Annotated in this window: 27 protein-coding genes and 1 pseudogene; 14 read left to right on the forward strand and 14 right to left on the reverse strand. The window is 38.7% G+C overall.

Translation table 11 applies throughout. The features are described from left to right. A partial coding sequence (locus tag F9B91_RS11255) for an LPXTG cell wall anchor domain-containing protein (protein WP_191962385.1) occupies nt 1-1,272 on the forward strand: 1,272 nt, incomplete at its 5' end. Nucleotides 1,273-1,350: 78 nt separating this feature from the next. Here F9B91_RS11255 and F9B91_RS01665 read toward each other — a convergent pair. Both F9B91_RS01665 and F9B91_RS01670 read right to left on the reverse strand, forming a co-directional pair. Continuing rightward, a pseudogene (locus F9B91_RS01665) lies at nt 1,351-1,863 on the reverse strand (transposase); the annotation flags it as partial. A 191-nt stretch (nt 1,864-2,054) separates the two neighbouring features. Continuing rightward, complete coding sequence (locus F9B91_RS01670; RefSeq protein ID WP_060628023.1) at nt 2,055-3,068, reverse strand: lactonase family protein; 1,014 nt, start codon at nt 3,066-3,068, stop codon at nt 2,055-2,057. Nucleotides 3,069-3,245: 177 nt separating this feature from the next. Here F9B91_RS01670 and F9B91_RS01675 point away from each other — a divergent pair, with 177 nt between their 5' ends. The 6 genes from F9B91_RS01675 (at nt 3,246) to F9B91_RS01700 (ending at nt 10,049) form a co-directional block, all read left to right on the forward strand. Then, a complete protein-coding gene (locus F9B91_RS01675) occupies nt 3,246-5,276 on the forward strand; it encodes a peptide ABC transporter substrate-binding protein (protein WP_150922342.1) in 2,031 nt (676 codons plus the stop codon). 117 nt (nt 5,277-5,393) lie between these two features. Beyond that, complete coding sequence (locus F9B91_RS01680) at nt 5,394-6,560, forward strand: AI-2E family transporter (protein ID WP_084886411.1); 1,167 nt, start codon at nt 5,394-5,396, stop codon at nt 6,558-6,560. After that, entirely contained in the window at nt 6,550-7,779 is a 1,230-nt protein-coding gene (locus tag F9B91_RS01685; protein WP_191962386.1) for a tetratricopeptide repeat protein, read from the forward strand. Before F9B91_RS01680 ends, F9B91_RS01685 begins: the two co-directional genes overlap by 11 nt. 140 nt (nt 7,780-7,919) lie before the next feature. Beyond that, the gene (locus F9B91_RS01690; protein ID WP_020902748.1) at nt 7,920-8,561 is read left to right on the forward strand and encodes an amino acid ABC transporter permease; all 642 of its coding nucleotides are present in this window, start codon (nt 7,920-7,922) and stop codon (nt 8,559-8,561) included. Nucleotides 8,562-8,570: 9 nt separating this feature from the next. Then, nucleotides 8,571-9,200 carry an amino acid ABC transporter ATP-binding protein gene (locus F9B91_RS01695; protein WP_020902749.1) on the forward strand — a complete coding sequence of 210 codons (630 nt, stop codon included), beginning with the start codon at nt 8,571-8,573 and terminating at the stop codon, nt 9,198-9,200. A gap of 9 nt (nt 9,201-9,209) precedes the next feature. After that, nucleotides 9,210-10,049 (forward strand): amino acid ABC transporter substrate-binding protein, encoded by an 840-nt coding sequence (locus F9B91_RS01700; RefSeq protein ID WP_150922343.1) that lies wholly within the window; start codon nt 9,210-9,212, stop codon nt 10,047-10,049. Nucleotides 10,050-10,110: 61 nt separating this feature from the next. Here the strand turns inward: F9B91_RS01700 and lysS are convergent, their stop codons facing one another. The 5 genes from lysS to F9B91_RS01725 form a co-directional block, all read right to left on the reverse strand. Beyond that, on the reverse strand, nt 10,111-11,601 hold the full coding sequence (gene lysS / locus F9B91_RS01705) for a lysine--tRNA ligase (protein WP_150922344.1): 1,491 nt from the start codon (nt 11,599-11,601) through the stop codon (nt 10,111-10,113). 137 nt (nt 11,602-11,738) lie between these two features. Beyond that, nucleotides 11,739-12,356 (reverse strand): histidine phosphatase family protein, encoded by a 618-nt coding sequence (locus F9B91_RS01710; RefSeq protein ID WP_150922345.1) that lies wholly within the window; start codon nt 12,354-12,356, stop codon nt 11,739-11,741. Then, nucleotides 12,353-12,838 carry an aminoacyl-tRNA deacylase gene (locus F9B91_RS01715; protein WP_150922346.1) on the reverse strand — a complete coding sequence of 162 codons (486 nt, stop codon included), beginning with the start codon at nt 12,836-12,838 and terminating at the stop codon, nt 12,353-12,355. The genes F9B91_RS01710 and F9B91_RS01715 overlap by 4 nt, the downstream gene beginning before the upstream one ends. Then, nucleotides 12,838-13,680 (reverse strand): DUF368 domain-containing protein, encoded by an 843-nt coding sequence (locus tag F9B91_RS01720; RefSeq protein ID WP_150922347.1) that lies wholly within the window; start codon nt 13,678-13,680, stop codon nt 12,838-12,840. The genes F9B91_RS01715 and F9B91_RS01720 overlap by 1 nt, the downstream gene beginning before the upstream one ends. A gap of 94 nt (nt 13,681-13,774) precedes the next feature. Further along, the gene (locus tag F9B91_RS01725; RefSeq protein WP_049544045.1) at nt 13,775-14,575 is read right to left on the reverse strand and encodes a glycoside hydrolase family 25 protein; all 801 of its coding nucleotides are present in this window, start codon (nt 14,573-14,575) and stop codon (nt 13,775-13,777) included. Between the two features lie 154 nt (nt 14,576-14,729). Between F9B91_RS01725 and glmU the strand changes: the two genes are divergently transcribed. The 7 genes from glmU (at nt 14,730) to F9B91_RS01765 (ending at nt 20,831) form a co-directional block, all read left to right on the forward strand. Further along, nucleotides 14,730-16,109 (forward strand): bifunctional UDP-N-acetylglucosamine diphosphorylase/glucosamine-1-phosphate N-acetyltransferase GlmU, encoded by a 1,380-nt coding sequence (glmU, locus tag F9B91_RS01730; RefSeq protein WP_150922348.1) that lies wholly within the window; start codon nt 14,730-14,732, stop codon nt 16,107-16,109. Nucleotides 16,110-16,118: 9 nt separating this feature from the next. Continuing rightward, entirely contained in the window at nt 16,119-16,664 is a 546-nt protein-coding gene (locus tag F9B91_RS01735) for an NUDIX hydrolase (protein ID WP_150922349.1), read from the forward strand. Nucleotides 16,665-16,675: 11 nt separating this feature from the next. After that, a complete protein-coding gene (gene macP, locus F9B91_RS01740) occupies nt 16,676-16,987 on the forward strand; it encodes a cell wall synthase accessory phosphoprotein MacP (protein ID WP_000517861.1) in 312 nt (103 codons plus the stop codon). Between the two features lie 16 nt (nt 16,988-17,003). After that, nucleotides 17,004-17,696 (forward strand): 5'-methylthioadenosine/adenosylhomocysteine nucleosidase, encoded by a 693-nt coding sequence (locus F9B91_RS01745; protein ID WP_150922350.1) that lies wholly within the window; start codon nt 17,004-17,006, stop codon nt 17,694-17,696. Nucleotides 17,697-17,772: 76 nt separating this feature from the next. Then, nucleotides 17,773-18,264, forward strand: coding sequence for a chromosome segregation protein RocS (gene rocS, locus F9B91_RS01750; protein WP_150922351.1), 492 nt, complete (start codon nt 17,773-17,775; stop codon nt 18,262-18,264). 204 nt (nt 18,265-18,468) lie between these two features. Continuing rightward, nucleotides 18,469-19,059 carry a 3'-5' exonuclease gene (locus F9B91_RS01760; RefSeq protein ID WP_150922352.1) on the forward strand — a complete coding sequence of 197 codons (591 nt, stop codon included), beginning with the start codon at nt 18,469-18,471 and terminating at the stop codon, nt 19,057-19,059. Nucleotides 19,060-19,067: 8 nt separating this feature from the next. After that, nucleotides 19,068-20,831 (forward strand): glycerophosphoryl diester phosphodiesterase membrane domain-containing protein, encoded by a 1,764-nt coding sequence (locus tag F9B91_RS01765; protein WP_150922353.1) that lies wholly within the window; start codon nt 19,068-19,070, stop codon nt 20,829-20,831. A 72-nt stretch (nt 20,832-20,903) separates the two neighbouring features. On the opposite strand, the gene F9B91_RS01770 is transcribed toward F9B91_RS01765, so the two are convergent. The 7 genes from F9B91_RS01770 to F9B91_RS01800 form a co-directional block, all read right to left on the reverse strand. Beyond that, nucleotides 20,904-21,203, reverse strand: a complete 300-nt coding sequence (locus F9B91_RS01770; RefSeq protein WP_000981526.1) for a YbaB/EbfC family nucleoid-associated protein — start codon at nt 21,201-21,203, stop codon at nt 20,904-20,906. A 223-nt stretch (nt 21,204-21,426) separates the two neighbouring features. After that, entirely contained in the window at nt 21,427-22,476 is a 1,050-nt protein-coding gene (locus tag F9B91_RS01775) for a DUF6287 domain-containing protein (protein ID WP_150922354.1), read from the reverse strand. Nucleotides 22,477-22,480: 4 nt separating this feature from the next. Beyond that, nucleotides 22,481-22,945 (reverse strand): hypothetical protein, encoded by a 465-nt coding sequence (locus F9B91_RS01780; RefSeq protein WP_020902768.1) that lies wholly within the window; start codon nt 22,943-22,945, stop codon nt 22,481-22,483. Nucleotides 22,946-22,978: 33 nt separating this feature from the next. Beyond that, nucleotides 22,979-23,857 carry an N-acetylmuramoyl-L-alanine amidase family protein gene (locus F9B91_RS12150; RefSeq protein ID WP_410012139.1) on the reverse strand — a complete coding sequence of 293 codons (879 nt, stop codon included), beginning with the start codon at nt 23,855-23,857 and terminating at the stop codon, nt 22,979-22,981. A 237-nt stretch (nt 23,858-24,094) separates the two neighbouring features. Then, nucleotides 24,095-24,682, reverse strand: a complete 588-nt coding sequence (locus tag F9B91_RS01790) for a recombinase family protein (RefSeq protein WP_060628084.1) — start codon at nt 24,680-24,682, stop codon at nt 24,095-24,097. A gap of 429 nt (nt 24,683-25,111) precedes the next feature. After that, nucleotides 25,112-25,354, reverse strand: a complete 243-nt coding sequence (locus tag F9B91_RS01795; protein WP_000710764.1) for a type B 50S ribosomal protein L31 — start codon at nt 25,352-25,354, stop codon at nt 25,112-25,114. Nucleotides 25,355-25,449: 95 nt separating this feature from the next. Beyond that, on the reverse strand, nt 25,450-26,385 hold the full coding sequence (locus F9B91_RS01800) for a DHH family phosphoesterase (RefSeq protein ID WP_150922356.1): 936 nt from the start codon (nt 26,383-26,385) through the stop codon (nt 25,450-25,452). Between the last annotated feature and the right edge of the window lie 14 nt (nt 26,386-26,399).

Here is a 26,399-nt window from a genome sequence, read left to right on the forward strand (position 1 = left end):
AAAGCCGTTAACCCAGGAGCTACAGTAGTAGTAGATGACAAAGGTAACGCAACTGTTACAACACCTTCAGGTAAGACAGCGGTTATTCCAGCAGCTGATTTGACGAAGACAGCAGAAGCAGTCGCTAAACCAAATGCAGGCAATGATATCAACACACCGGCGGTTAAAACAGCAGTTGCTAAGAAAGATGCTTTAACTGATGCAGAAAAAGAAGCAGTTAAGAAAGCAGTATCAGCCGTTAACCCAGGCTCAACTGTCGTAGTAGATGATAAAGGAAATGCGACAGTTACTATGAAAGATGGTAAGACAGCCGTAATTCCTGCTTCTCAACTAGTTATTCCAACAGAAAAACTTGCAGACCTATCTGAGCAAAATGGTGTGAATATTCCAGCTACACGCACCTTGGTAGCAGATAAGAATAACTTAACTCCTGAAGAAATTGCTAAGATTAAGGTTGCTGTGGAAGCTGTAAATCCAGGCTCAACAGTTGTTGTAGATGAAAAGGGTAACGCGACAGTAACCACAGTAGATGGAAAAACAGCAACAATTTCAGCTGAACAATTAGTTAAAGATGAAGCAGATGTAGCAACTAAAAACAATGGTGAAAATCTTAATCTTGATTTTGAAAAACAACTTGTAGCTGATTTGGACAACTTAACAGACGCGGATAAAGCGGGAGCTAAAGCCAAAATTATGGCAGCTAACCCAGATGTAGCAGAAGTAATCTTCGATGATAAAGGAAATGCAACGGTTATTTTGAATAATGGTAAAGCATATACAGTTTTAGCTAAAGATATCTTTAAAGAAATTCCTTATGTTCCATCATATAATCGAGGAAATAATAGAATTAATAACGCTGAAACGATAGTCGATAAATCGAAGTTAGAAGGTGCTATTCGTCAATTGGATAAGCTAATCATCCAAGAATCAGCTAAGCTTGATGCAGAAACTGTGAAAGAAGCGAACGCATTATTAGCAGCCGCTAAAGAAGTATTTGCCAATGCAAACGCAACTCAAGCAGAAGTGGATGCAATGGTTAAACGTATAGAAGACTTCATGTTGAAAGTTTCTCCAGCAACTAATCATGCAATTCTAGCTAATGACCAAGCTACTCAAGCCACAAACGCTAACCAAGAAACAGCTAACGTGAATACAGTGGCTAAAGAATTGCCTAACACAGGTACAGAAGCTAACGCTAGCCTCGCAGCGCTTGGACTTCTTGGAGCCCTAGGTGGATTTGGACTTCTTTCTCGCAAGAAAAAAGAAGACTAAAAACTCATAGTTTTTAAGAAGATGATTCGTCATCTTCTTTTTTTGGCTCTTTGTCAACTGTAGTGGGTTGAAGAAAAGCTAAGCTCGAGAAAGGACAAAATTCGTCCTTTCTTTTTTGATGTTCAGAGCAATAAAAATCCGTTTTTTGAAGTTTTCAAAGTTCCGAAATCCAAAGGCATTGCGTTTGATGAGTTTAATGAGATTATTCGTTGCTTCTAATTTGGCGTTTGAATAGGGTAGTTGAAGGGCATTGACAATCTTCTCTTTATCTTTGAGGAAGGTTTTAAAGACAGTCTGAAAAAGAGGATGAACCTGCTGCAGATTGTCCTCAATGAGTCCGAAAAATTTGTCAGGCTTCTTGTCCTGAAAGTGAAACAGCAAGAGTTGATAGAGATGGTAGTGGTGTTTCAAGTCTTTTGAATAGCCCAAAAGCTTGTCTAAAATCTCTTTATTCGTCAAGTGCATACGAAAAGTAGGATGATAAAAACGTTTATCGCTTATTTTCCGACTATCTTGTTGGATGAGTTTCCAGTAGCGCTTGATAGCCTTGTATTCATGAGACTTTCGATGAAATTGATTCATAATTTGGATATTGAGGTCTTTGATATCTAGCAGTTTTGTGATAAAATGTAATTGTTCCATATGATTCTTTCTAATGATAGTTTGGTCGCTTTTCATTATAGATGATATGGGACTTCTTTTCTACAACAAAATAGGCTCCATAATATCCATAGGGGATTTACCCACTACAAATATTATAGAGCCCGTTTTTTTATGTTTTCTTAAGGAGCAAAACTGATACAGACAGCTTCAGGAACATGAAAGTCATTAGAAAGTTCTGCTAGACGTCCAGTTTCAGAATTGCGTTTAAAGACGGTTGCATTGTCAGAGTCTTGATGGACAGCAATGACAAATTCTTGGTCTGGTGTCAAATCAAAATCACGTGGAGTCTGACCATGTGTCGGAACGATTTCTAACAACTCTAAGCTACCGTCCGCAAGGATTGTATATACTACGATAGAATCATGACCACGGTTAGAGGCGTAGAGGTATTTACCATCTTTAGAGAGACGAATGGCAGCAGTACCATTAAAGCCTTCATAACCGTCTGGTAGAGTTGAAATGACTTGCATGCGTTCAAATTCGCCAACACCATCGTAGATTAGAACCTCGATAGTGCTATTGAGTTCACAAATGAGATAAGCGATTTTATAATGGTTATGGAAAATAATATGGCGTGAGCCTGCTCCTGGCTGGCTATGATAGGTATAGAGCTTAGATAATTTTCCTTCTGAATCAAAATCATAAGTGATAACTTGGTCTGTTCCCAAGTCGCAGGTCACTAGATAGTGGTCAGGTGTTAAATCTGTATAGTGAACATGTGGAGAAGCTTGATTTTCATGTGGACCTTGGCCACTGTGTTGATCAATATCACTAAGTACAAGACGACCATCTTCCTGACGTTTATAAACAAGGACCTGTCCCTTGTGGTAGTTTGCCGCGTAAACCAAATCACGCTCTTCATCAACGGCAACATAACAGTGGGGGGCTCCCTCTTCAACGACGTGATTTAATAAGTTACCATTAGTTTGATATGCTGCAATTCCACCCTTATCGTCTTGACTACCAACAGTGTATAAATGTTGGTGCTGGTCAAAGGCAAGGTAGGTTGGACTTGGCTCAGTAGCAAAAAGTTCTAGATTTGAAAGCTGACCAGTTTCTGTATCAAAGTCTGCCTTGTAAATCCCTTGGGAAGTCCGACGTGTATAAGTTCCAAAATAAACAGTTTTTTTCATAACTTTACCTCTATACAAAAGATAAGACTATTATATCACAAAAATGGAAGTATAAAGAAATCAAGATTAGCAAGAGCTTTACCTAATTCTTTTGATGATAATATTAGAAATGTTTTCATTGATTTACTTAATAAAAGTGCTATAATAATCTTATACAAATTGCAAAGGAGTTTGTTTATGAAAAAACGTGTTTTCTTAGCAGCAGGAGTTGCTGTACTCTCGGCAGCAGTGCTAGTAGCGTGTTCATCTGGTAATGGTAATAAAGAAGCAACTAAAGAAGCAACTAAAGAAGCAACTAAAGAAGCAACTAAACAAGCAACTAAACCAGTTACTTATGCCTATGTATTCTCATCAGATCCTGTTACTTTGGATTATACAGTTTCTGGTAATGTCGGCACTAAACAGATTACAGGTAATGTTATTGATGGATTACTAGAAAATGATCAATATGGAAATTTAGTCCCATCAGTTGCAGAAGATTGGACTGTTTCCAAAGATGGTTTGACCTATACCTATAAAATCCGTCAGGGTGTCAAATGGTATACCAATGAGGGGGAAGAATATGGTGAAGTTAAGGCTCAGGACTTTGTAACTGGTCTGAAGCATGCAGCTGATAAGAAATCACAGGCTCTCTATTTGGTACAGGATTCTATCAAAGGATTGGATGACTATGTAAATGGGAAAACAACAGATTTCTCAACCGTAGGTGTGAAAGCAACAGATGATTATACTGTTGTTTATACTTTGAACCATCCAGAATCTTTCTGGAATTCAAAAACAACAATGGGAGTCCTTGCTCCCGTGAGTGGAGACTTTTTAGCTTCTAAAGGAGATGATTTTGGTAAGTCCACTGATGTTACGAGCATTCTCTACAACGGTCCTTATCTCCTCAAGGGTCTTACATCTAAGTCTTCTATCGAAATGACCAAAAACCAAAATTATTGGGATAAGCAAAATGTCTTTATTGATGATATCAAGTTATCATTCTTTGATGGTCAAGATGCAGACTCTCTAGGACGCGGTTTTGATGAGGGACATTATCCAGCTGCTCCACTCTTTAAAAACTCTGCCAACTATGAACGTCTAAAAGAAAAATACAAGGATAATATTGTATATGGTCAACAAAGAGGTGGCGTATTCTATATGTCTACTAATATTGATCGTGTGTCATACAATCATACTGCTAAAACAAGTGATGTAGAAAAATCCTCTACTAAGAAAGCACTTTTAAATAAAGATTTCCGTCAAGCATTGGCATTTGCTGCAGATCGTAAAGCAGCTGTTTCTCAGGTGTTTGGGGATGAAGTGGCGCCTCGTAAATTACGTACAAGTTTCACTCCTCCAACATTTGTACAAGTTGGAGACCAATCGTTTGGTCAAGTAACTAAGATAGAATTGGATAAATTGGATAATGTCTGGAAAGATGTCAGTCTTGATGATGCGCAAGATTCACTTCATAACGTAGACAAGGCTAAAGCTAAGTTTGAATCTGCTAAGAAAACTCTTCAAGCTGATGGAGTACAGTTCCCAATTCATTTAGATCTTCCAGTTTCATCGACTCAGACAGATTTTATCCATCAAGCTCAGTCTTATAAACAATCCATTGAAGAAGCCTTGGGCTCTGAAAATGTAGTTGTTGACATTCAACAGGTTTCTGATGATGAATTGGGAAATATGACTGTTCTAGCAACATCAAATAATAATGTTGATTGGGACATTAATGTTAATAGTGGTTGGAGTCCGGATTATGCAGATCCATCAACTTATCTAGATGTATTTGATCCAACTTCAGGTCCAAGTCTCCTCGGCTCTCTTGGTGTAGCACCAGGAACAGACAATCCAGCCATTAAAACAGTTGGATTGGATAAATACAAAGGATTGATTGATGATGCAAATAGTGAAAAAACAGATCTGCAAAAACGTTATTCTAAATATGCTAAGGCGCAAGCTTGGTTAACAGATAGTGCTCTAGTTATTCCTGTACACTCAGACGGTGCCCAAATGTTAGTAACGAAGAAAGTATTAGGTAGTGGTGCTGATGGTTGGATTGGTGACAAAACAGGAGATAACAGTTATAAATATCTTAAACTCCAAGATAAGATTGTCACTTCCAAAGAAATGGATGAGTTCCGCAAGAAATTTGCTGATGAAAAAGGCAAATCCAATGCTGATTATCAGAAGAACTTAGACCGTCATATTCAAGACTAATCGAATCTCCTCTTTTGAGGGGATTTTTTATGTTGCTGTCTCCATGTAAGCACTTTAAAAAAGAGTTATTTTGATTTAAAAATGGTATAATGAGAGAACAAAAGAAAGGAAGTATTTATGGAGCAAAAAGAGAAACATTTTAGCTTATCTTGGTTTTTCAAGTGGTTTTTAGATAACAAGGCAATTACGGTATTTTTGGTAACCTTATTATTGGGACTCAATCTGTTTATTTTAAGTAAGATTAGTTTTCTATTTTCACCTGTTTTAGACTTCTTGGCAGTTGTGATGTTGCCAGTCATTCTATCTGGTTTACTATACTATTTATTGAATCCTATTGTTGATTGGTTGGAGAAGCATAATGTTAATCGTGTCATCGCAATCAGTATTGTCTTTGTGATTATCGCCATCTTTATCATTTGGGGATTGGCAGTAGCTATTCCAAATTTGCAACGTCAGATTTTAAGTTTTGCAAGGAATGTTCCAGTCTACCTAGAAGATGCTGACAGGGTTATTGATGATCTGGTCACCAAGCGTTTACCAGATGATTTCAGACCTCAGTTAGAACAAGTTTTGGCAAACTTCTCAAGTCAGGCTACAGTTTGGGCAAGTAAGGTTTCATCTCAGGCAGTCAACTGGGTGAGTGCATTTATTAGCGGGGCTTCTCAAGTGATTGTTGCCTTGATTATCGTTCCTTTCATGCTCTTTTATCTCTTGCGTGATGGGAAAGGATTGCGTAACTATTTGACCCAATTCATGCCAACGAAATTGAAAGAACCTGTTGGACAAGTTTTATCAGATGTGAATCAGCAGTTGTCTAATTATGTTAGAGGACAAGTAACAGTGGCTATTATTGTTGCGGTAATGTTTATGATTTTCTTTAAAATCATTGGTCTACGCTATGCGGTTACGCTGGGTGTTACTGCTGGTATCTTAAATCTGGTTCCTTATTTAGGCAGCTTCTTAGCCATGCTTCCTGCCCTAGTATTGGGCTTGATTGCTGGGCCAGTCATGCTTTTGAAAGTAGTAATTGTCTTTATAGTAGAACAAACTATTGAAGGCCGTTTTGTCTCTCCATTGATTTTGGGAAGTCAATTAAACATCCATCCCATTAATGTTCTCTTTGTTTTGTTAACTTCAGGATCCATGTTTGGTATCTGGGGAGTCTTGCTCGGTATTCCAGTTTATGCCTCTGCTAAGGTTGTCATTTCAGCGATTTTTGAATGGTATAAGGTAGTCAGTGGCCTATATGAACTAGAAGGAGAGGAAGCTAAGAGTGAACAATAGTCAACAGATGTTACAGGCTTTGGAGGAGCAAGATTTAACCAAGGCTGAGCACTATTTCGTCAAAGCTTTAGAAAATGATCCAAGTGACCTTCTGTATGAGTTAGCCACTTATTTAGAAGGGATTGGTTTTTATCCTCAGGCCAAGGAAATTTACTTGAAAATCATAGAGGATTTTCCAGAGGTTAATCTTAATCTAGCGGCTATTGCTAGCGAGGATGGTCAAATTGAAGAAGCCTTTGCCTATCTTGAAGAAATCCAAGCTGACAGTGACTGGTATGTGTCGGCTTTGGCTCTGAAGGCAGACCTTTACCAGATGGAAGGTTTGACAGATGTGGCGCGTGAGAAATTGTTAGAAGCATTGACTTACTCAGAGGATCCTCTCTTGATATTGGGCTTGGCAGAGTTGGATAGTGAGTTGGAAAATTATCAAGAGGCCATTCAAGGCTATGCCCAGTTAGATAATCGTACTATTTATGAGCAAACAGGCATTTCTACCTATCAACGAATTGGCTTTGCCTATGCACAGTTAGGGAAATTTGAAACGGCTACAGAGTTTTTAGAAAAAGCCCTGGAGTTAGAATACGATGACCTAACAGCTTTTGAGTTAGCCAGTCTTTACTTTGATCAAGAAGAATACCAAAAAGCTGTCCTCTACTTTAAGCAGATTGATACCATTTCTCCTGACTTTGAAGGCTATGAGTATGGTTACAGTCAGGCCTTACATAAGGAACATCAAGTTCAAGAAGCCCTGCGTATTGCTAAGCAAGGTTTGGAGAAAAATCCTTTTGAAACAAGACTCTTGTTAGCAGCTTCACAATTTTCTTATGAATTACATGACGCTAGTGGTGCAGAAAACTACCTCCTTACTGCTAAAGCAGACGCTGAGGATACAGAAGAAATTTTACTCCGTTTAGCAACTATTTATCTAGAACAGGAGCGCTATGAGGATATTTTAGACTTACAAAGTAATGAGCCAGAGAATCTTTTGACCAAGTGGATGATTGCTCGTTCTTATCAAGAGATGGACGATTTGGATACTGCCTATGAGCATTACCAAGAGTTGGCAGGAGATTTGAAAGACAATCCAGAATTTCTAGAACACTATATCTATCTCTTACGTGAACTGGGCTACTTTGAGGAAGCAAAAGTCAATGCGCAAGCTTACTTAAAACTGGTTCCAGATGATGTGCAAATGCAAGAACTATTTGAGAGATTGTAAGAATATATTTTTAAAAACTGTATCTAATCATTTTTGATAGATATAGTTTTTCTTTTTCAAAGAGAATTTTTTTACAAAAATTCTTGGTTATTTTGTTTATTTATGCTATAATAGGAACAATTATTTTTAGGAGGTGCAGTATGTCTTATTTGTTTGAGATATTACCGAGTTTATTGAGCGGTGCAAGCATGACTTTGCAGGTTTTTGCACTGGTCTTGATTTTTTCTATTCCCTTGGGCGTTTTGATTGCCTTTGCCTTGCAAGTCCATTGGAAGCCCCTCCATCATCTGATTAATATTTATATTTGGATTATGCGAGGCACACCCTTGCTCTTGCAATTAATCTTTATCTATTATGTGCTGCCAAGTATTGGGATTCGTTTGGACCGTCTTCCTGCGGCTATCATTGCCTTTGTATTGAATTATGCGGCTTACTTTGCTGAAATCTTCCGTGGAGGGATTGATACCATTCCTAACGGTCAATATGAGGCTGCTAAGGTCTTGAAATTCAGTCCTTTTGACACAGTACGCTATATTATCTTGCCCCAAGTGACCAAGATTGTTCTTCCCAGTGTCTTTAACGAAGTCATGAGTTTGGTCAAGGATACTTCTCTGGTCTATGCTCTAGGTATTTCAGACCTTATCTTGGCTAGTCGAACAGCTGCAAACCGTGATGCTAGTCTGGTTCCAATGTTCTTAGCAGGAGCCATTTACTTGATTTTGATTGGGATTGTGACCATTCTTGCCAAAAAAGTTGAGAAGAAGTACAGTTACTATAGATAGGAGGCTGCCATGTTAGAATTACGAAATATCAATAAAGTCTTTGGTGAAAAGCAAATTTTATCTAATTTCAGTCTAAAAATTCCTGAAAAGCAAATCCTAGCTATCGTTGGACCTTCTGGTGGAGGTAAGACAACCCTCTTACGTATGCTTGCGGGTCTTGAAACCATTGATTCAGGGCAAATCTTTTATAATGGAGAATCTTTAGAACTGGATGAACTAGAGAAGCGGAATTTACTGGGATTTGTATTCCAAGATTTTCAACTTTTTCCTCATTTATCAGTTCTAGATAATTTGACCTTATCGCCCGTAAAAACCATGGGAATGAAGCAGCAAGAGGCTGAGAAGAAGGCGTGTGGGCTCCTGGAACAGTTGGGACTGGCAGGGCACGCAGATGCCTATCCTTTCTCACTATCTGGTGGGCAAAAGCAAAGGGTGGCCTTGGCGCGTGCTATGATGATTGACCCAGAAATCATTGGCTACGATGAACCAACTTCTGCTCTGGATCCAGAATTGCGCTTGGAAGTGGAAAAATTGATCTTGCAAAATAGGGAACTTGGGATGACGCAGATTGTGGTTACCCACGATTTACAATTCGCTGAAAATATCGCAGATCAGATTCTCAAGGTTGAGCCCAAGTAGGAGGTGCCAATGACTAATAAGAAAATTGCTTTAGTATTGGTTTCTATCCTGACTCTCTTTTTAACGGCTTGTACTCAGAAGGCTAGCGATCCAAAGCAGGATAACTGGGATAAATATCAAGAGCAGGGGACCATTACTATTGGTTTTGACAATACCTTTGTACCTATGGGATTTGAAGAAAAGAATGGACAGTATACAGGCTTTGATATTGACTTAGCACAAGCTGTCTCAGAAAAATTAGGTTTCAAGATTCAATTTCAGCCAATTGACTGGGATATGAAGGAGACGGAACTGCAAAATGGAACTATTGATGCCATCTGGAATGGGTATTCTGCCACTGATGAACGCCGAGAGAAGGTTGCTTTTAGCATTCCATACATGGAAAATCAGCAAGTTCTGGTTGCGAAGAAAAACCAGCAGATCCATTCAGTAGAGGATATGAAGGATAAGACCTTGGGAGCCCAAGCAGGATCCTCTGGTTATCTAGACTTTGAAGCGCAGCCAGATTTATTGAAAAATCGTGTTAAAGACCAGAAAGCCAATCAATATCAGAGTTTCAATGAAGCCTTGATTGATTTGAAGAATGATCGAATTGATGCCTTGTTGATTGACCGAGTGTATGCTAATTACTATCTTCAGTCTGAGGGGATATTAAATGACTACAATGTCTTTTCAGCTGCATTTGAAAGTGAATCCTTTGCAGTCGGAGTTAGACCAGCTGACAAAAGATTACTGCAAGCTTTAAACCAAGCCTTTATCGAACTATACCAAGAAGGAAAGTTCCAGGAAATCAGCCAAAAATGGTTTGGAGAAGATGTGGCAACAAAAGAAGTGAAAAGTAGAGATTGAGTTTTTGCTCAGTCTCTTTTTGCATCAAAAAATCCCCTGGCAAGAACCAGAGGATAAGAGTTTATTTCATTGTTGGGAAGAGCAATACGTCACGAATAGTAGTTGTATCAGTGAGAAGCATGCAGAGACGGTCGATACCAATTCCCAAACCACCTGTTGGTGGCATACCGTATTCAAGAGCCTCGATGTAGTCGTAGTCGATGCCTGTCGCTTCATCGTCACCAAGTTCTTTGGCTTTAGCTTGGGCTTCAAAACGGCTAAGTTGGTCGATTGGGTCGTTCAACTCAGTAAAGGCATTACCGTACTCCTTAGTCATGATAAAGAGCTCGAAACGGTCAGTAAAGCGTTCGTCTTCAGGATTTTTCTTAGCGAGTGGAGATACAGCTACTGGATGGCCATAGACAAAGGTTGGTTGGATCAAGGTTTCTTCAACAAACTCTTCAAAGAAGGCATTGATAATGTGACCAACTTCAGTATAGTGTTTCTCAACTGGAACTTTCTTCTCAGCAGCGATAGCTTTAGCTTCTTCCAAAGTCATGTCTTGCCAGAAATCGACACCAGTAATTTCCTTGATAGCATCCACCATGTGAACACGTTTAAATGGTTCGTTGATTTTGATTTCAGTACCTTGATAGTTAACTGGGCCATCGCCTTTGACTGATTTAGCAGCATGTTGGATAATGCCCTCCGTCAAGTCCATGATATCTTGGAAGTCAGCATAAGCTTGGTAAACTTCGATAGAAGTGAACTCAGGGTTGTGAGTAGCATCCATTCCTTCATTACGGAAGATACGGCCAATTTCATAGACACGCTCCATACCACCGACGATAAGGCGTTTCAAGTGAAGCTCAGTTGCGATACGAAGCACCATATCAATGTTTTGGGCATTGTGGTGGGTGATAAATGGACGAGCAGAAGCACCACCAGCTTCATTGTGAAGAACAGGTGTTTCCACTTCAAGGAAACCTTTTTGATCAAGGTAACGACGGATTTCAGAAATGATTTTTGAACGAGTGACAAAGCGCTCAAAGCTTTCACGGTTAGAAATCAAGTCAAGGTAACGTTTACGGTAAATTGTTTCAACGTCTGTCAAACCATGGAATTTCTCTGGTAGAGGACGAAGAGCCTTAGACAAGTGTGTGATGTGAGTAGCCTTGATAGAGAGTTCTCCCATATCTGTACGCATGACTTCGCCTTCGACACCAAGGAAGTCACCAAGGTCTGCTTTTTTGAAGATTTCATAGTTTTCTTCACCGACAGCATCCTTACGAACGTAAATCTGGATTTGACCTTCGCGGTCTTGAATGTGGGCAAAACCTACTTTACCTTTACCCCGTTTGGTTACCAAGCGTCCTGCGATAGTAGCTGTTTCATTTTTATCATGTAATTGTTCTTTATCGAGGTCGGCATATTTATCTTTTAATTCTTGTGAATTTGCAGTACGTTCAAAACGTTTTCCGAAAGGATCAATTCCTTGTTCACGGAGCGCAGCCATTTTTTCACGGCGAACGATCTGCTGGTCATTTAGTTCTTCCATATGTTCTGTTGACATGGGATCCTCCTAGTTTTACTCAAAATTGAATACGATGAGTCATTTTTTGCGACACTCCCATTTTATCATAAATAAGCAAGAAATTCACGAATAATCTTTCAAAACTAAAAAGAACTTGACGCTACAATCAAGTTCTGTTATTGATAGGAAGTATCATTCCAAGTATTGAGAGTAAATGTTTCAAAATCATGGGTTTCTAGAATGGTCAGGCTGGCATTTGCTAGACCTCCATCTTTACGAAGAAGTGGTTCTTTATAACCTAGAAGAGTACGAAGACTGGCAGTAAGATTGGCGCCGTGTCCGACAATTAGAATACGCTCAGCTGGACTATCTTTTAATGATTTGATAAATTGGATGGTCCGTTGCGTGGTGCTATAGAGGGACTCTGCTCCAAACATTTGAGTGTCAAATTGAGCAAGGTTAGATCGGAAAGCTTTGATTTGTTGCGGGTAAATAGATTCCAAGGTTGCAATTTTCAAACCTTCCAACTTCCCCAGCTGCCATTCACGGAGATTAGGAACACTTTCTAAAGGACAGGGCGTCTGGAGTTGACTTTGGATAATTTCAGCAGATCTGACCGCTCGAGGTAAATCACTTGAATAAATCTGACCGAAAGGAACATCCTTGAGATACTGGCCAAGTCGTTTTAGGGTGTCAGTGGATTCAGGAAGAAGGGGAGAATCTCCACTAGCACCTTGAAAACGACCTTCTTGGTTCCAGAGGGTACGACCGTGGCGGACAAAGTAGAGCTTCATTCTTGGCTGCCCTCCAAGATATCTGCAAAGTCAGCTTTTACAAAGCTAGCCAAGTCTTGTGGAGCGACGATAATGCTGTGACCAACTTCCCCAGCAGAGACAATCATTTGATCCAAGTCTAGAGCAATTCTATCGATAAAAATGGGATAATTGTGTTTCTGACGAATGCCGACAGGATTATTTGCTCCATGAATGTAACCAGTTGTTTTTTCCAAGTCCTTTTGTGGAATCATGCTCACTTTTTTATTGCCAGAAATTTTGGCTAGTTTCTTTTCAGACAAGTGTTGGGTGATAGGGACAATTCCGATAATCGGTCCGGTCTTATCTCCCAAAAGAGCCAAGGTTTTGAAAATCTGATCTCGTTCATAACCTTGAGGAAGCTCTCCTTCTAGGGCATTGATTTGAATCCCCTGATGTGGGATACCTGCTTTAGACAGAATTTGTTCTACCAATGTTTTTTTGATTTTAACTTTTTTTGCCATTATTTATACTTATCCTCCAATTGGCTCATCCAAATACCAAGCCAGATTCCAAGTGCAAAGAAGAAGGCGATGATGACATACCCAACAAGAGAAATACCAGTGTATTGGATACTTTCAGCGTTTCCTGCATTTGGAATCAAAATCAAAAGAGTACTTGATAGGACGATACCGATGATGAAATGATAGACGCGTGAGTGGTAGTTATTTAAGGCATAATCCATCAATTTTGAAAAAATAATGAGAGTTGCGCCTGCTCCGATTCCAATCGGGAAGAAGGTTCCCAAGAGGTCAAAGGTTTTAAAACCAGTCAACATCGGAGCATAGAGCCCCAAAATCAAAAGTAGATTTGATGGACTGAGGCCAGGAACCAATACACCAAGGGCCAATAGTGCGCCTGCTAGGATGAAGTTAAGAAAGCTGGCGCTTAAGGTTCCAACTACAAAATTTAAGGCATAGAGACCTAGTCCAGAAATGATAAAGGTTGCCCAGAACCAAGCTAAATCAATCTTGTCTCGGTCAGATTCTCGAGTTGATTCTTTGAGGAGGCTAGGAACTGTACCGATGATAGCACCCGCAAAGCTCCATAAGACAAAGACCTGATAATTTTCAAGCAGGTATTCAATCGGGTAGGAAAATAAGCCGATTCCCAGAAGCATACCGAAGGCAACTGGAATAAAGTACAAAACATTTTCTTTAAAGTCCTTAAAGGGATGGGCCAGAAAGCCAATCATTCGTTCATAAATTCCTAAGATTGCTGCTAGAACCCCTCCGGAAATTCCCGGTAAGATAAATCCAAGAGCAATGACAATCCCTTTAATAACACGTGCTAACCATGAGAGCATATTGTTCCTCCAACTATTTCTATTTCAAAAAATCCTTACTATATTGTATCACAATCAAACACAAAAAGAAAAAGCAAATGATAAACAAATGCTTTTAAGGTTTTAAAAAGATTTTTCTAAAGGTTTCTTCTTTGTTTTTTAAGGAAGAAATGACGTTGATGTCCAAATCGTGGTCAAAGCCAGCAATTTTTCCTTTAGATGTGTACTGGTGGATGTCGTAATCTAAATCAGTTTTTGGAGTTGCCTCGTAAAATCCTGAGTCAGAACCATAGGAAGGAATCCAAACAGAGGTAAACTTGTCTGTATCAATACTGTGTTCTTCCATGAAGTAGACCCCGACGTAGATTCCGATATTTTTAGCACCTAGTGATTCTAGTTTTGCTCGAAAGGCTTCAACACCTTCGTTCATATTGGACATGGTTTTATCTTCCACGTCTAGCCAATAGTAACTAGGGCTGTATGGCGATGAAGCGTTATAAAAAACTTCAGCAGCCTTTTCCATTTCTTGGACACTTTTTCCAGCTACAAAGGCATAGACACCAACTGGGACATTTCGTTTTTGAAACTCGGTAATATGGGTTTTAAAGGCCTTATCTACCCCATTAACAAAGGAAGCATCGTTTTCTTTTAAAGACTGAGCGCCACTATGTACACGAACGATAGCTCCAGAAATGTTTTGGGACAGAGTATCGTAATTTATTTCCTCAGGACGTTGCCAACCAGAAACATCAATTACCGGTTTATCTATATTGTGTAGCGCTTGCGTTTCTACTTGCGCGATATTTGACTTTGTTTTTACAGGATGGTCCTCAAAACGAGGGCGATTCAGGATTAAAATGAAAATCATAATCCCAAAAAAACCAAATAAAATAAGCGGATTAATTTTCTTTCTCATATTCCATAATTTTACCTTAAAAATGAAAAAAAATCAAAAAAAATACTCAAAAAATGGGTTAAGAAAGGACTTTAGAGCATTTTTTCATTCAAGAGCGCGGAATGATTTGAAATATGGTATAATAAAAGGGAATTTCTAGAGAAAAGAGAAGATTATGTCAAATTATGCCATTATTTTAGCAGCGGGTAAAGGGACTCGCATGAAATCTGATTTGCCAAAAGTTTTGCACAAGGTTGCGGGTATTTCTATGTTGGAACATGTTTTCCGTAGTGTGGGAGCTATCCAACCTGAAAAGACAGTAACAGTTGTAGGACACAAGGCAGAATTGGTTGAGCAGGTCTTGGCTGGACAGACAGAATTTGTGACTCAATCTGAACAGTTAGGGACTGGACATGCAGTTATGATGACAGAGCCTATCTTAGAAGGTTTGTCAGGTCACACCTTGGTTATTGCAGGAGATACTCCTTTAATCACTGGTGAAAGTTTGAAAAACTTGATTGATTTTCACATCAATCATAAAAATGTGGCCACTATCTTGACTGCTGAAACAGATAATCCTTTTGGCTATGGACGAATTGTTCGTAATGACAATGCTGAGGTTCTTCGTATTGTGGAGCAAAAGGATGCCACAGATTTTGAGAAACAAATCAAGGAAATTAATACCGGAACTTACGTCTTTGACAACGAGCGTTTGTTTGAGGCTTTGAAAAATATCAATACCAATAACGCTCAAGGTGAATACTATATTACAGATGTCATTGGCATTTTCCGTGAAGCTGGTGAAAAAGTTGGCGCTTATACTTTGAAAGATTTTGATGAAAGTCTTGGGGTAAATGACCGTGTGGCTCTTGCGACTGCTGAGTCGGTTATGCGTCGTCGCATCAATCATCAGCACATGGTCAACGGTGTTAGCTTTGTCAACCCAGAAGCAACTTATATCGATATTGATGTTGAGATTGCTCCCGAAGTTCAAATCGAAGCCAACGTTACCTTGAAAGGGCATACGAAAATTGGTGCTGAGACTGTTTTGACAAATGGAACGTATGTAGTGGACAGCACTATCGGAGCAGGAGCTGTCATTACCAATTCTATGATTGAGGAAAGCAGTGTTGCAGACGGTGTAACAGTCGGTCCTTACGCCCACATTCGTCCAGGTTCATCTCTAGGTGCACAAGTTCATATTGGTAACTTTGTTGAGGTGAAAGGTTCTTCTATCGGTGAGAATACCAAGGCTGGTCATTTGACTTATATCGGAAACTGTGAAGTGGGTAGCAAGGTTAATTTTGGTGCAGGAACCATTACAGTCAACTATGACGGCAAAAACAAATACAAGACAGTCATTGGAAACAATGTCTTTGTGGGTTCAAATTCAACCATTATTGCGCCAGTAGAACTTGGTGACAATTCTCTCGTTGGTGCTGGTTCAACTATTACTAAAGACGTGCCGGCGGATGCTATTGCTATTGGTCGCGGTCGTCAGGTTAATAAAGACGAATATGCAACACGCCTTCCTCATCATCCTAAGAATCAGTAGGAGCCTATCATGGAATTTGAAGAAAAAACGCTAAGCCGAAAAGAGATCTATCAAGGACCAATATTTAAACTGGTCCAAGATCAGGTTGAATTACCAGAAGGAAAGGGAACTGCCCAACGGGATTTGATTTTCCACAATGGAGCTGTCTGTGTTTTAGCTGTAACGGATGAGCAAAAACTCATCTTGGTCAAGCAGTACCGCAAAGCCATTGAAGCAGCCTCTTATGAAATTCCAGCCGGAAAATTGGAAGTAGGAGAAAACACAGACCCTGTCGCAGCAGCACTTCGTGAATTAGAGGAAGAAACAGCCTATACAGGGAAATTAGAACTCTTGTACGATTTTTACTCGGCCATTGGCTTTTGTAATGAAAAGTTAAAACTATACCGAGCAAGCGATTTGACTAAAGTGGAAAATCCGCGTCCGCAGGATGAGGATGAAACCTTAGAAGTTCTTGAAGTGAGCTTAGAAGAAGCCAAGGAATTAATCCAATCAGGTCATATCTGTGATGCCAAGACGATTATGGCTGTTCAATACTGGGAATTGCAGAAAAGATAGAGGAGGTCAGTATGGGTAAACCTTTATTAACGGATGAAATGATTGAAAGAGCTAATAGAGGCGAAAAGATTTCAGGTCCCCCTTTGCTAGATGATGAGGAGACAAAAATTTTACCAACCTCTTCTTCCCGTTTTGGTTATGCCAATCCTAAGGATCATGGTTTTAGCCAGGAAACTTTGAAGATTCAGGTCGAACCGTCTATTCATAAAAGCCGTCGCATTGAAAATACCAAGAGAAATGTCTTCAATTCTAAGTTGAATAAAATCTTATTCGCTGTCATCTTTCTCTTGATTTTGCTTGTCTTAGCAATGAAACTTTTGTAATAGAAAAGGAATTGAAATGAAAATAGGAATTATTGCGGCTATGCCAGAAGAACTGGCGTATCTGGTCCAGCATTTAGACAATGCCCAGGAGCAAGTTGTTTTAGGGAATACCTATCACACAGGAACCATTGCCTCTCATGAAGTCGTTCTTGTAGAAAGTGGAATTGGTAAGGTCATGTCTGCTATGAGTGTGGCGATTTTGGCTGATCATTTCCAAGTGGATGCTTTGATTAACACGGGATCTGCTGGAGCAGTAGCAGAGGGTATTGCTGTTGGAGATGTTGTGATTGCTGATAAATTAGTCTATCATGATGTGGATGTTACAGCTTTTGGCTATGCATATGGACAAATGGCGCAACAACCGCTTTATTTCGAATCAGATAAAACCTTTATTGCTCAAATCCAAGAGAGTCTATCTCAATTGGACCAGAACTGGCATCTTGGTTTGATTGCTACAGGAGATAGTTTTGTTGCAGGAAATGACAAGATAGAAGCGATTAAGTCCCATTTCCCAGAAGTTTTAGCAGTTGAGATGGAGGGAGCAGCTATTGCTCAGGCGGCGCATGCCCTTAATCTTCCAGTCTTAGTTATCCGAGCTATGAGTGACAATGCCAACCATGAAGCAAACATCTCTTTTGATGAGTTTATTATCGAAGCTGGACGTCGCTCTGCCCAAGTCTTATTAACCTTTTTGAAGGCCTTAGATTAAGCGGAAATTTGACAGTTTATCTAGCTTATGATAAGATTTAAGTAAAGAAAAGCTAGAAAACGTTTCAGAGGATATTATGAGTATTGAAATGACCGTCAGTGAGATTGCAGAGGTCTTAGGATTATCTCGCCAAGCAATCAATAACCGTGTCAAAGAATTACCAGAAGAAGACACAGATAAAAATGACAAAGGGGTAACGGTAGTTACCAGAAGTGGCTTGATTAAGCTAGAAGAAATCTATAAAAAAACGATTTTTGAAGATGAGCCTGTCAGTGAAGATGTCAAGCAGCGTGAACTGATGGAGATTCTGGTCGATGAGAAGAATGCAGAAATTCTGCGTCTTTATGAACAATTAAAAGCCAAGGATCGTCAGTTATCAGAAAAAGACGAGCAGATGCGTATCAAAGACCGTCAGATTGCTGAGAAAGACAAACAACTCGATCAGCAGCAACAATTGACCCTTCAAGCCATGAAGGATCAAGAAAATCTTAAGCTAGAGCTGGACCAAGCAAAAGAAGAAGTCCAATTCACTAAGAAAGGCTTTTTTGCTCGTTTATTTGGAGGATAATCAAGGAGCTGTTTAGGTTAAATGCTAACCTGATGGCTTCTTTTGTTTCTAAATAGTATAGTTGCTCAAGTAATACTCAATGAAAATCAAAGAGCAAACTAGGAAACTAGCCGCAGGCTGTACTTGAGTACGGCAAGGCGACGTTGACGTGGTTTGAATTTGATTTTCGAAGAGTATAAAATAACAGTATAGGAGAGGTAGAAAATGGAACGATTAGAAGATTACATTGCTTTTGATTTAGAATTTAATCAGCATGAAGGGCAAACACACCTAATTCAAGTATCGGCAGTGCGTTTTAGAGATGGTCAGGAAATCGATGCCTATGATTCCTATGTCCATACCAGCGTTCCTCTAAAAAGCTTTATCAATGGATTGACTGGAATTACAGCTGAGACCTTAAAAGATGCTCCTCCAGTGGAGAAAGTCATAAAAGATTTCCAAGAGTTTGTGGGTTCTTTGCCAATGGTAGGTTACAACGCTGCTAAAAGTGATTTGCCTATTTTAGCGGATCATGGTTTAGACTACAGCCAGCAGTACAAGGTGGATTTGTATGATGAAGCCTTTGAACGTCGGAGTTCTGATTTACATGGTATTGCCAATCTCAAATTGCAAACAGTTGCCTCATTTCTTGGATTTCAAGGTCAGTCTCATAATAGCTTGGAGGATGCTCGTATGACGGCGCGTGTTTACGAGTCCTTCTTAGAGTCAGATCTAGCTAGAGAATTGTTAGAGACAGAAAGTAGCCTATCAAACAATCCTTTTGGAGGCTTGGACTTGTCTCAATTATTTGACTAGGAGTGCCTATGAAACCTGAAAAATCTAAAAATCTAGGTTTTAAGCAGATATACTTTAATCTAGATAAAATACTCTTCCTCTTTTTCTTGATATTTATGATGATTGAGTTTGTCTGGTTGCCACTTAATTCTTGGATTGCTGGACTGTTGCTCCGTCAGACAGGTTATCTTTTTCTTTCCTACAACAATTTTTTTGCCATTATAAAGGGTTCTCCCTTTGTTAGTCTTGCTTTATTTGTTCTGGTAATCGTTAATTTACTAATCGCCTATTACCAGATAGGACTCCTCTTTATCGGAGCTCGACACCTCCTCTATCATGAAAAGAGAACTTTGCTGGAGTACAGTCGCAAGGTCTTTCGTCAAAGTTTCTTGTTTATGAAGCAAGTGACGATTTCCAAAATGGCCTTTATTTTCTTTTATGTAATGATGCTCTTTCCATTAATTCGAAAGATTTTAAAGATTTATTACCTCAATAAAATCGTCATTCCGGAATTCATAGTAGCCTATGTAGAAGATAAGTATTGGTTGGTCGGTTTGGTAATCACTGTTCTAGCCTTGCTGCTGTTTTACATTTCAGTACGTTTGATGTTTGCCCTACCCCAGCTTTTGTTTGAGAAGAAAACAGTCAAAGAAGCAGTCAGATACAGTCTAGAGAAGACAAAAAATCACTCCTGGTTTTATATTTGGAACTTGCTTTGGATTATCGTCAAAACGTATCTATTTTTCATTCTTTTATTGATTCCAATCTTGGCAAGTCAGGCACTGATGGATGGTTTGACCCATAAGGAATCTCTTGTGATGGGAATTATTAACTTTGTCTTGATTAAGAATTTCCACTATATGGCCTTGACTTACTTTCTCATTAAGTTTGTTTCCTTCTTAACAGGAGAAGAACTAGAAATCACACCAAGGAGAAAGAAAGACCACTGGATGAGATGGGGAGTGATGGGCTGTGCTTGTATCTTTTTCGCTCTTGAGGGTTATGTTTATTTAGAAGCTCCAGTTGCCAATAAACCTTTGATTATCTCTCACAGGGGAGTATCCAATAAGAATGGTGTGCAAAATACAGTCCAATCACTAGAAAAAACCGCTCAGTTATCTCCAGATTTCGTTGAGACAGATATTCAGGAAACAAAAGATGGCCAGTTTGTCATGATGCATGATGCCAATATCAAGAATCTGACAGGAGTTAATGCCAATCCACAGGATCTAACTTTGAAAGAATTAACCAAACTTGATATTTCAGAAAATGGTTATCATAGCAAGGTGTCCAGTTTTGATGACTATCTCAATAAAGCCAATGAATTGCATCAAAAACTTCTTATTGAGATTAAAACCAGTCGAAAAGATAGCCCAGATATGATGAAACGCTTTATGGAAAAATATGGAACTGTTCTTAAGCAGAATGGTCACCAAATGCAATCCTTGGACTACCATGTGATTGACCAGGTTTTAGCCTACGATACTCAAATTCCAGTCTTTTTAATCCTACCTTATAATAGTATTTTTCCAAGAACCAAGGCTACAGGTTACACCATGGAGTATTCAACTTTAGATGAAAATTTTGTCAACAAGCTTTGGAATACCGATCAGAAATTGTACGTGTGGACCATCAATAGTTCAGAGTCCTTTGATAAATCAGTTCATTTGGGAGCTGATGGTATGATAACAGATGACTTGGAAATGGTTCAAGAACAAGTTACCATTGCCCAAGAAGACCCAGAGTATATGGATTTACTGTTTAAACAGGCAATAGAATTCTTTAATTTTTAGTAAGCAAAAAGAGGAACAGTTGTTCCTCCCATGATAGGCAAGTATTCTCATGAATGCTTGTTTTTCTTATGCTTAGAATGGCAATTTTCCAGCGAAAGCACCCAATTTTTTCTTGGTAGTTTCATCGATTTGTTCAAGAGCAGAGTTGATGGCTTGAACAGTCATATCTGAAAGAGTTTCAAGATCTTCTGGGTCAACGACAGCTGGATTGAAGTCAATGCTGACAACTTTCTTATCTCCAGTTAAGGTCGCTTGAACAAGGTCTTGAGCAGATTTGCCAACAAATTGCATAGCAGCAAGTTCTGCTTGACTTTGTTCCATCTGTTTTTGAAGTTTCTGTGCTTGACGCATCATATTTTGCATGTTCATCATAGTGATTTACAGTTTCCTTTTTACAATTATTTTCTTTCCTATTTTATCAATTTTGGGGTTAAAAGTCTAATCTTTTTCTGAGTGAATTCATTTAGTATCAATAGGGATGTAAAGGGAATAAAAATATAGGATAGATATTCTAAGAGCATAAGAATATTTATCCTATATGTGTTTATGAAATGTTATCAGATATTTTATGAGCTAGTCTAAGGGGTTACTAACACTATTCTACTTTGTAGAAAAATCCCTCAGTACTGCCATTGATGAGTTGGTGTCCAAACCATAAGCGGTCTTGTGTAATATCAGACGAGTCAGTATAGCCATTATCTGAAGAAGAGGTGACAGACATGGTTATAGGGATTCCTGCTGGTAAAAAGGCAATAGCTGCACCACCAGCACCACCAGCTTTAGAAAGTAAACTTGCTTTAAGATAGCGGTCGGTTTCTTTAGCATGTTCAATTGAAACTTTGGAATGATCACTTACCAAGCCATTTTTATCGAAAGTAAATTCAATACCTGTACCATTTCTCCAAGTTCCTGCGACACTAGAAAAATCTCCATTTTGAATTGCAGAAATATCCATTCCTTTACTTTCTGATGGAAGGCTTATTTCTCCATTTATGAGGCTTGTGACAGATTTCCAAGAGAAAGACCTTATGTCAAGGTAAGGTGGTTTTGTCCCCAGTCCCTCTTCTGTATCTGATTCGCTAACTAACTCTAACCGTGTTCTATCCTGATTCAACTTGTATAGTTTGACTTGGATTTGATTAGCAGATACTCGAGTAGATAATTGGAAATAGCCGTTTTCTAAAGGATTAAAATGAACGCGTTCTCCAATAAAGTCTAGATTATTTTCTGCATTGGTCAGTCGAATAACTTCGTCATTTTTAAGAGTTCGAATATCTAATAAATCGTAATAGTTAGAATCCATTTTTAGGGCAATCAAAAGTTCGTCCGTACCGTCTTGGTCTAAATCATACAAGCTATACTGTAATCCAGAATATTCGTTAGGATAAGTATTTTTTAAGTTTGCTTTTGAATTGACCTCTGTATGTGAAGCTGGTGAACCATCTAGTACTTTTGCATATTCTTTAAGGACAGTATTGTACAGGGTGTAGTCAGTTTGCTTTTCTTCCGATGTGGAAGAAGTGGAACTAGTACTTGAGGCAATCGCTTCAGAACTTGTTGCAGAAGTATTTTCACTCTGATGTTGGCAAGCCGTTAAAATAGAGATAGCTAAAATACTAATACTGAATAGAAATAATTTTTTCATATGTTTAATCTTGCAATTCTAAACCTTGAGCATCTTGGTGCCATTTGCTACCAGTTTTGGACGTTAAAACTTGAATAGTAATTATAATATTCCAAATTGCATTTGCTAGTAAAACAAATGGCAATAAAATAGGAATGAAAGCTAGCAGAGTTATACCGATACGCTTGTATCCTTGTTTGGAATTTCCGATGTAAAAATCGTATCCACCAAGTGCTCCTAAAAATAGGGCAAATAAGGCTGCGGCCAGTTTAGATTTATCACTCACTCCATTTGAATGTTGGCTAGAGCTAGCTGGAGATGTGTTATCTATTTTTGAAACAATATACTCATCACCGTTTTGATAAAATTCTACGTAATCACCTACTTGTGGTTCAAAACCAAAACTTTTTCTTGAAATTGCAGTAAATTGGCCATTATCACCTTTTCCAACATAAACTGTTTCATCTTCAATTTTTATCACTTTGTTCATATAATTGTCTCCTTAATCTATTTCTATTGTATGTTAGACCCACTCACCGTTGTAATTGACACGGTAGCCATCAGGTGTTGTCGTATTGATTGCTAGTGCACCAGAGCTATAAGCATAGTACCATTTACCAGATACCTTCATCCAGCCAGTTTTCATAGCGCCTGAGTCTTGAAGATAGTACCAGCTACCGTTATCTTTGACCCAACCTGTCTTCATCGCACCTGAACCGTCGAGATAGTACCAGCTACCGTCTTTTACCCAGCCAGTTTGCATCCAGCCAGAGTTGTCAAAACGATACCAAACACCATTGATTTTTTCCCAGCCATTAGTTGTATAGGAACCGTCGGCGTGTTTGTACCACCAACGAGAACCAGATTGTAGCCAACTACCTGAGATATTAGAATTCGAACCTGATTGAGTTGTTGTGTTAGTATTTGAATTTGTAGAAGGATTTCCGATAGTCACATCTTTTCTAACTTTAAAGACACGTTTTCTTGTATCAGTTAAGTCATCGTAAGGCGAACCAGCTTCTCCAGACATCTCCAAAATATATGTTCCATCTGGAAATTGTTCTGAAACAAAAATATCACCTTTAAATTGATTGCTATAAAATAAAGGTTGTAAAAATTGATCACTGACATCTTTAGTTAAGCCACTAAAAATGACAGCATCGTGACTTTGGTACACAATTTTTCCGGTCGCTTTATCAATCAAAGTAACATTTCCCTTAGCAGCCTTATCACCTCCGTGTTGTAGTGGCTCTGAAAGTCTGCCTTCGAAGCTAAGTCCAAAATAATCAATTTCAACTTTTGTAATTGTTGCCTCTATTTGTTTTTCAGTACTCGTATTCTCGCTAGCTGATACTTGATTAGCTGTGATGACTCCAGTGCCAAGAAGTGATAGAGCTGAGATAGTTGCAAGTGTGAATTTTTTAGTTTGTTTGTGCATTCATTTAATACTCCCTATTTTTATTTGTTGTAAAGTAATCAGTTTGTCCTAAAATCTAGACTTTTTTGGACAAACTTGATAGAATGGTAGTGTAATAATAATCGGTCAAAATACTGGATTTTAGAACCTTTTTTCTGACGAAAATGATTCTAAAATAAAGTGTATTTCCTGTCCAAAAAATCCTAGGTTTTTTGACAGGAACTATGAATTTTTTATCCAATTATGAAAGGTGCTTTTTGATACTCCTAAGATGTCTGCACCTTCTCGTAAGGTTATTTCTTTTTTCGTATATTGAGCTATTACATCAGGGAGATTATTCGGAACAAGCAATTTTGGTCTACCGAATTTTTTCCCTTTTTTCTTTGCTTCTCGTATTCCTTCCATTTGTCTTTGTTTGATTTGTTCTCTTTCAAACTGTGCCACATAAGATAGAACTTGCAAAACGATATCGGATATTAGTTTTCCTGTGATATTGTCATCGCTGTTCTTTGTGTTTAATAAGGGGAAATCTAAAACAGTTATATTTACTTTCTTTTTCTTAGTAATTGATTGCCATTGTTCTAAAATTTCATCATAGTTTCTTCCCAATCTATCAATTGATTTAATAACTAATTCATCATTCTCCTTCAAGGTAGTTAATAATTTTTGATATTCTATTCTGTCAAAATCCTTTCCTGAAACATAATCAATAAAAATATTTTCTTTTGCTAATTTATTTTCTACCAAGGCTGAAAATTGTCTATCGATATTTTGTTCTCTTGTAGATACTCGAACATAACCGTAACGCATAAGGCTACCACCTATCTTTTTATCTCTATTTTAGACGAAAAGAAAACTACCGCCCATAATGAGTGGTAGTTTGGTGTACTCTTTGCTACTGTATTTTTTTGCCAAGATTTTGTCTTGGATGCGTGAATAGTAGTGTTGGATAAAAAATCTTAAGGACTTAAAATCCTTTTAAACCAACTTTTTTGATGTTTACAAAAATTAAAAACAGTATGTTCAATTTTTGCATGTTCATCATGGTGATTTACAGTTTCCTTTTATCTTATTTTCCTTTTTATTTTATCAATTTTAGGGTTAAAAGTCTATTGTTAGTATAAATCCCCTAACATTAAATTACCGAAGAGATTTTCGAAGAGTACGAGTCTGGAACATGGAAACAGCAGTTGATTTCAAGAAACAAAAAAGAACAGTCGAAACTGTTCTTTTTTATCATTATTTGAGACCGTATTTTTTGTTGAAACGATCCACGCGTCCATCTGCTTGAGTGAACTTTTGACGTCCAGTGTAGAATGGGTGTGAGTCTGATGAAATTTCCACACGGATCAATGGGTAAGTTTCGCCTTCGAACTCAACTGTTTCGTTAGAGCGTTTTGTTGAACCGCTAAGGAATTGGTAACCAGTAGTTGTGTCCATGAAGACAACTGGGCGATATTCTGGATGGATATCTTTTTTCATTTTGCAATATTTCCTTTCTGCCATGGTCTCTTTGCGAGCCATAGATTGTTACCATACTAGTCTATCAGATTCTGAAAAGTTTGGCAAGTATTTTATCAGTTTTTAAGCAAGTTTTTTAACTTTTGGTAGATGATTTCGTTTTCCTCTAGGCTATAGGAATTAGCACCGCTTGCTAGAGGGTGGCCTCCTCCATCATGTTCTTTGGCAATTTCATTGATAGGATGAATTTTACTGCGTAAGCGAACGCGGTAGTGGCCATCAGCCTGCTCCACAAAAATTCCCCAGAGACTCACACTGTCAATGCGTCCAGGTGCACCGACAATAGCTGCAGTTTCAGCATCGGTAACATTGAATTGTTTCAAGACTTCTTGACTCAGGATAACGCGAGCTGCACCATTTTCATCCACTTCCAGATGGTCGTAGATGTATCCTTGAAGTTTAGCAATTTTGTAACTCATAGTGTCCATTTTGCGAGTGAGAGCCGCAAAGTCAAAGTTATGTTCTCTCAAATAAGCGGCCAGGCGAAGAGTCCGTGAAGTGGTAGAAGGGTAGAGGAAGCGACCTGTATCACCAACAATTCCTGCAAAGAGCAACTCAGCAGCGCGATCTGACAAGGTCAGTTGGGTTGTTTGGGCAAATAAGGTAATCATCTCGCTAGCGCTGCTTGAACTAGTATCTACCCAAGATAGGTCACCATATACATCATCATTTGGATGGTGGTCAATCTTAATGAGAAAATCACATTGACTATAGCGCTTATCATCGATTCGAGCAGTATTCGCCGTATCACAGACGATGACAAGTGCCCCTTGGTAGACACTATCTTCAATAAGATCCATCTCAGCCATCCAAGTTAGAGTTGGTTCATCAAAACCAACTGCTTTGATAGTTTTTTCTGGGAAATGATGTTTGAGAAGAGCTTTCAAACCCACCTGACTTCCCAAGGCATCAGGGTCTGGTTTCATATGACGGTGAATGATAATCGTGTCGTATTCTTTAATTTTTTCTAAAATTTGATGGCAAATTTCCATAAATAACCTCAATT

Source organism: Streptococcus mitis (genome assembly GCF_008763935.1).
Lineage (GTDB): Bacteria > Bacillota > Bacilli > Lactobacillales > Streptococcaceae > Streptococcus > Streptococcus mitis_DB.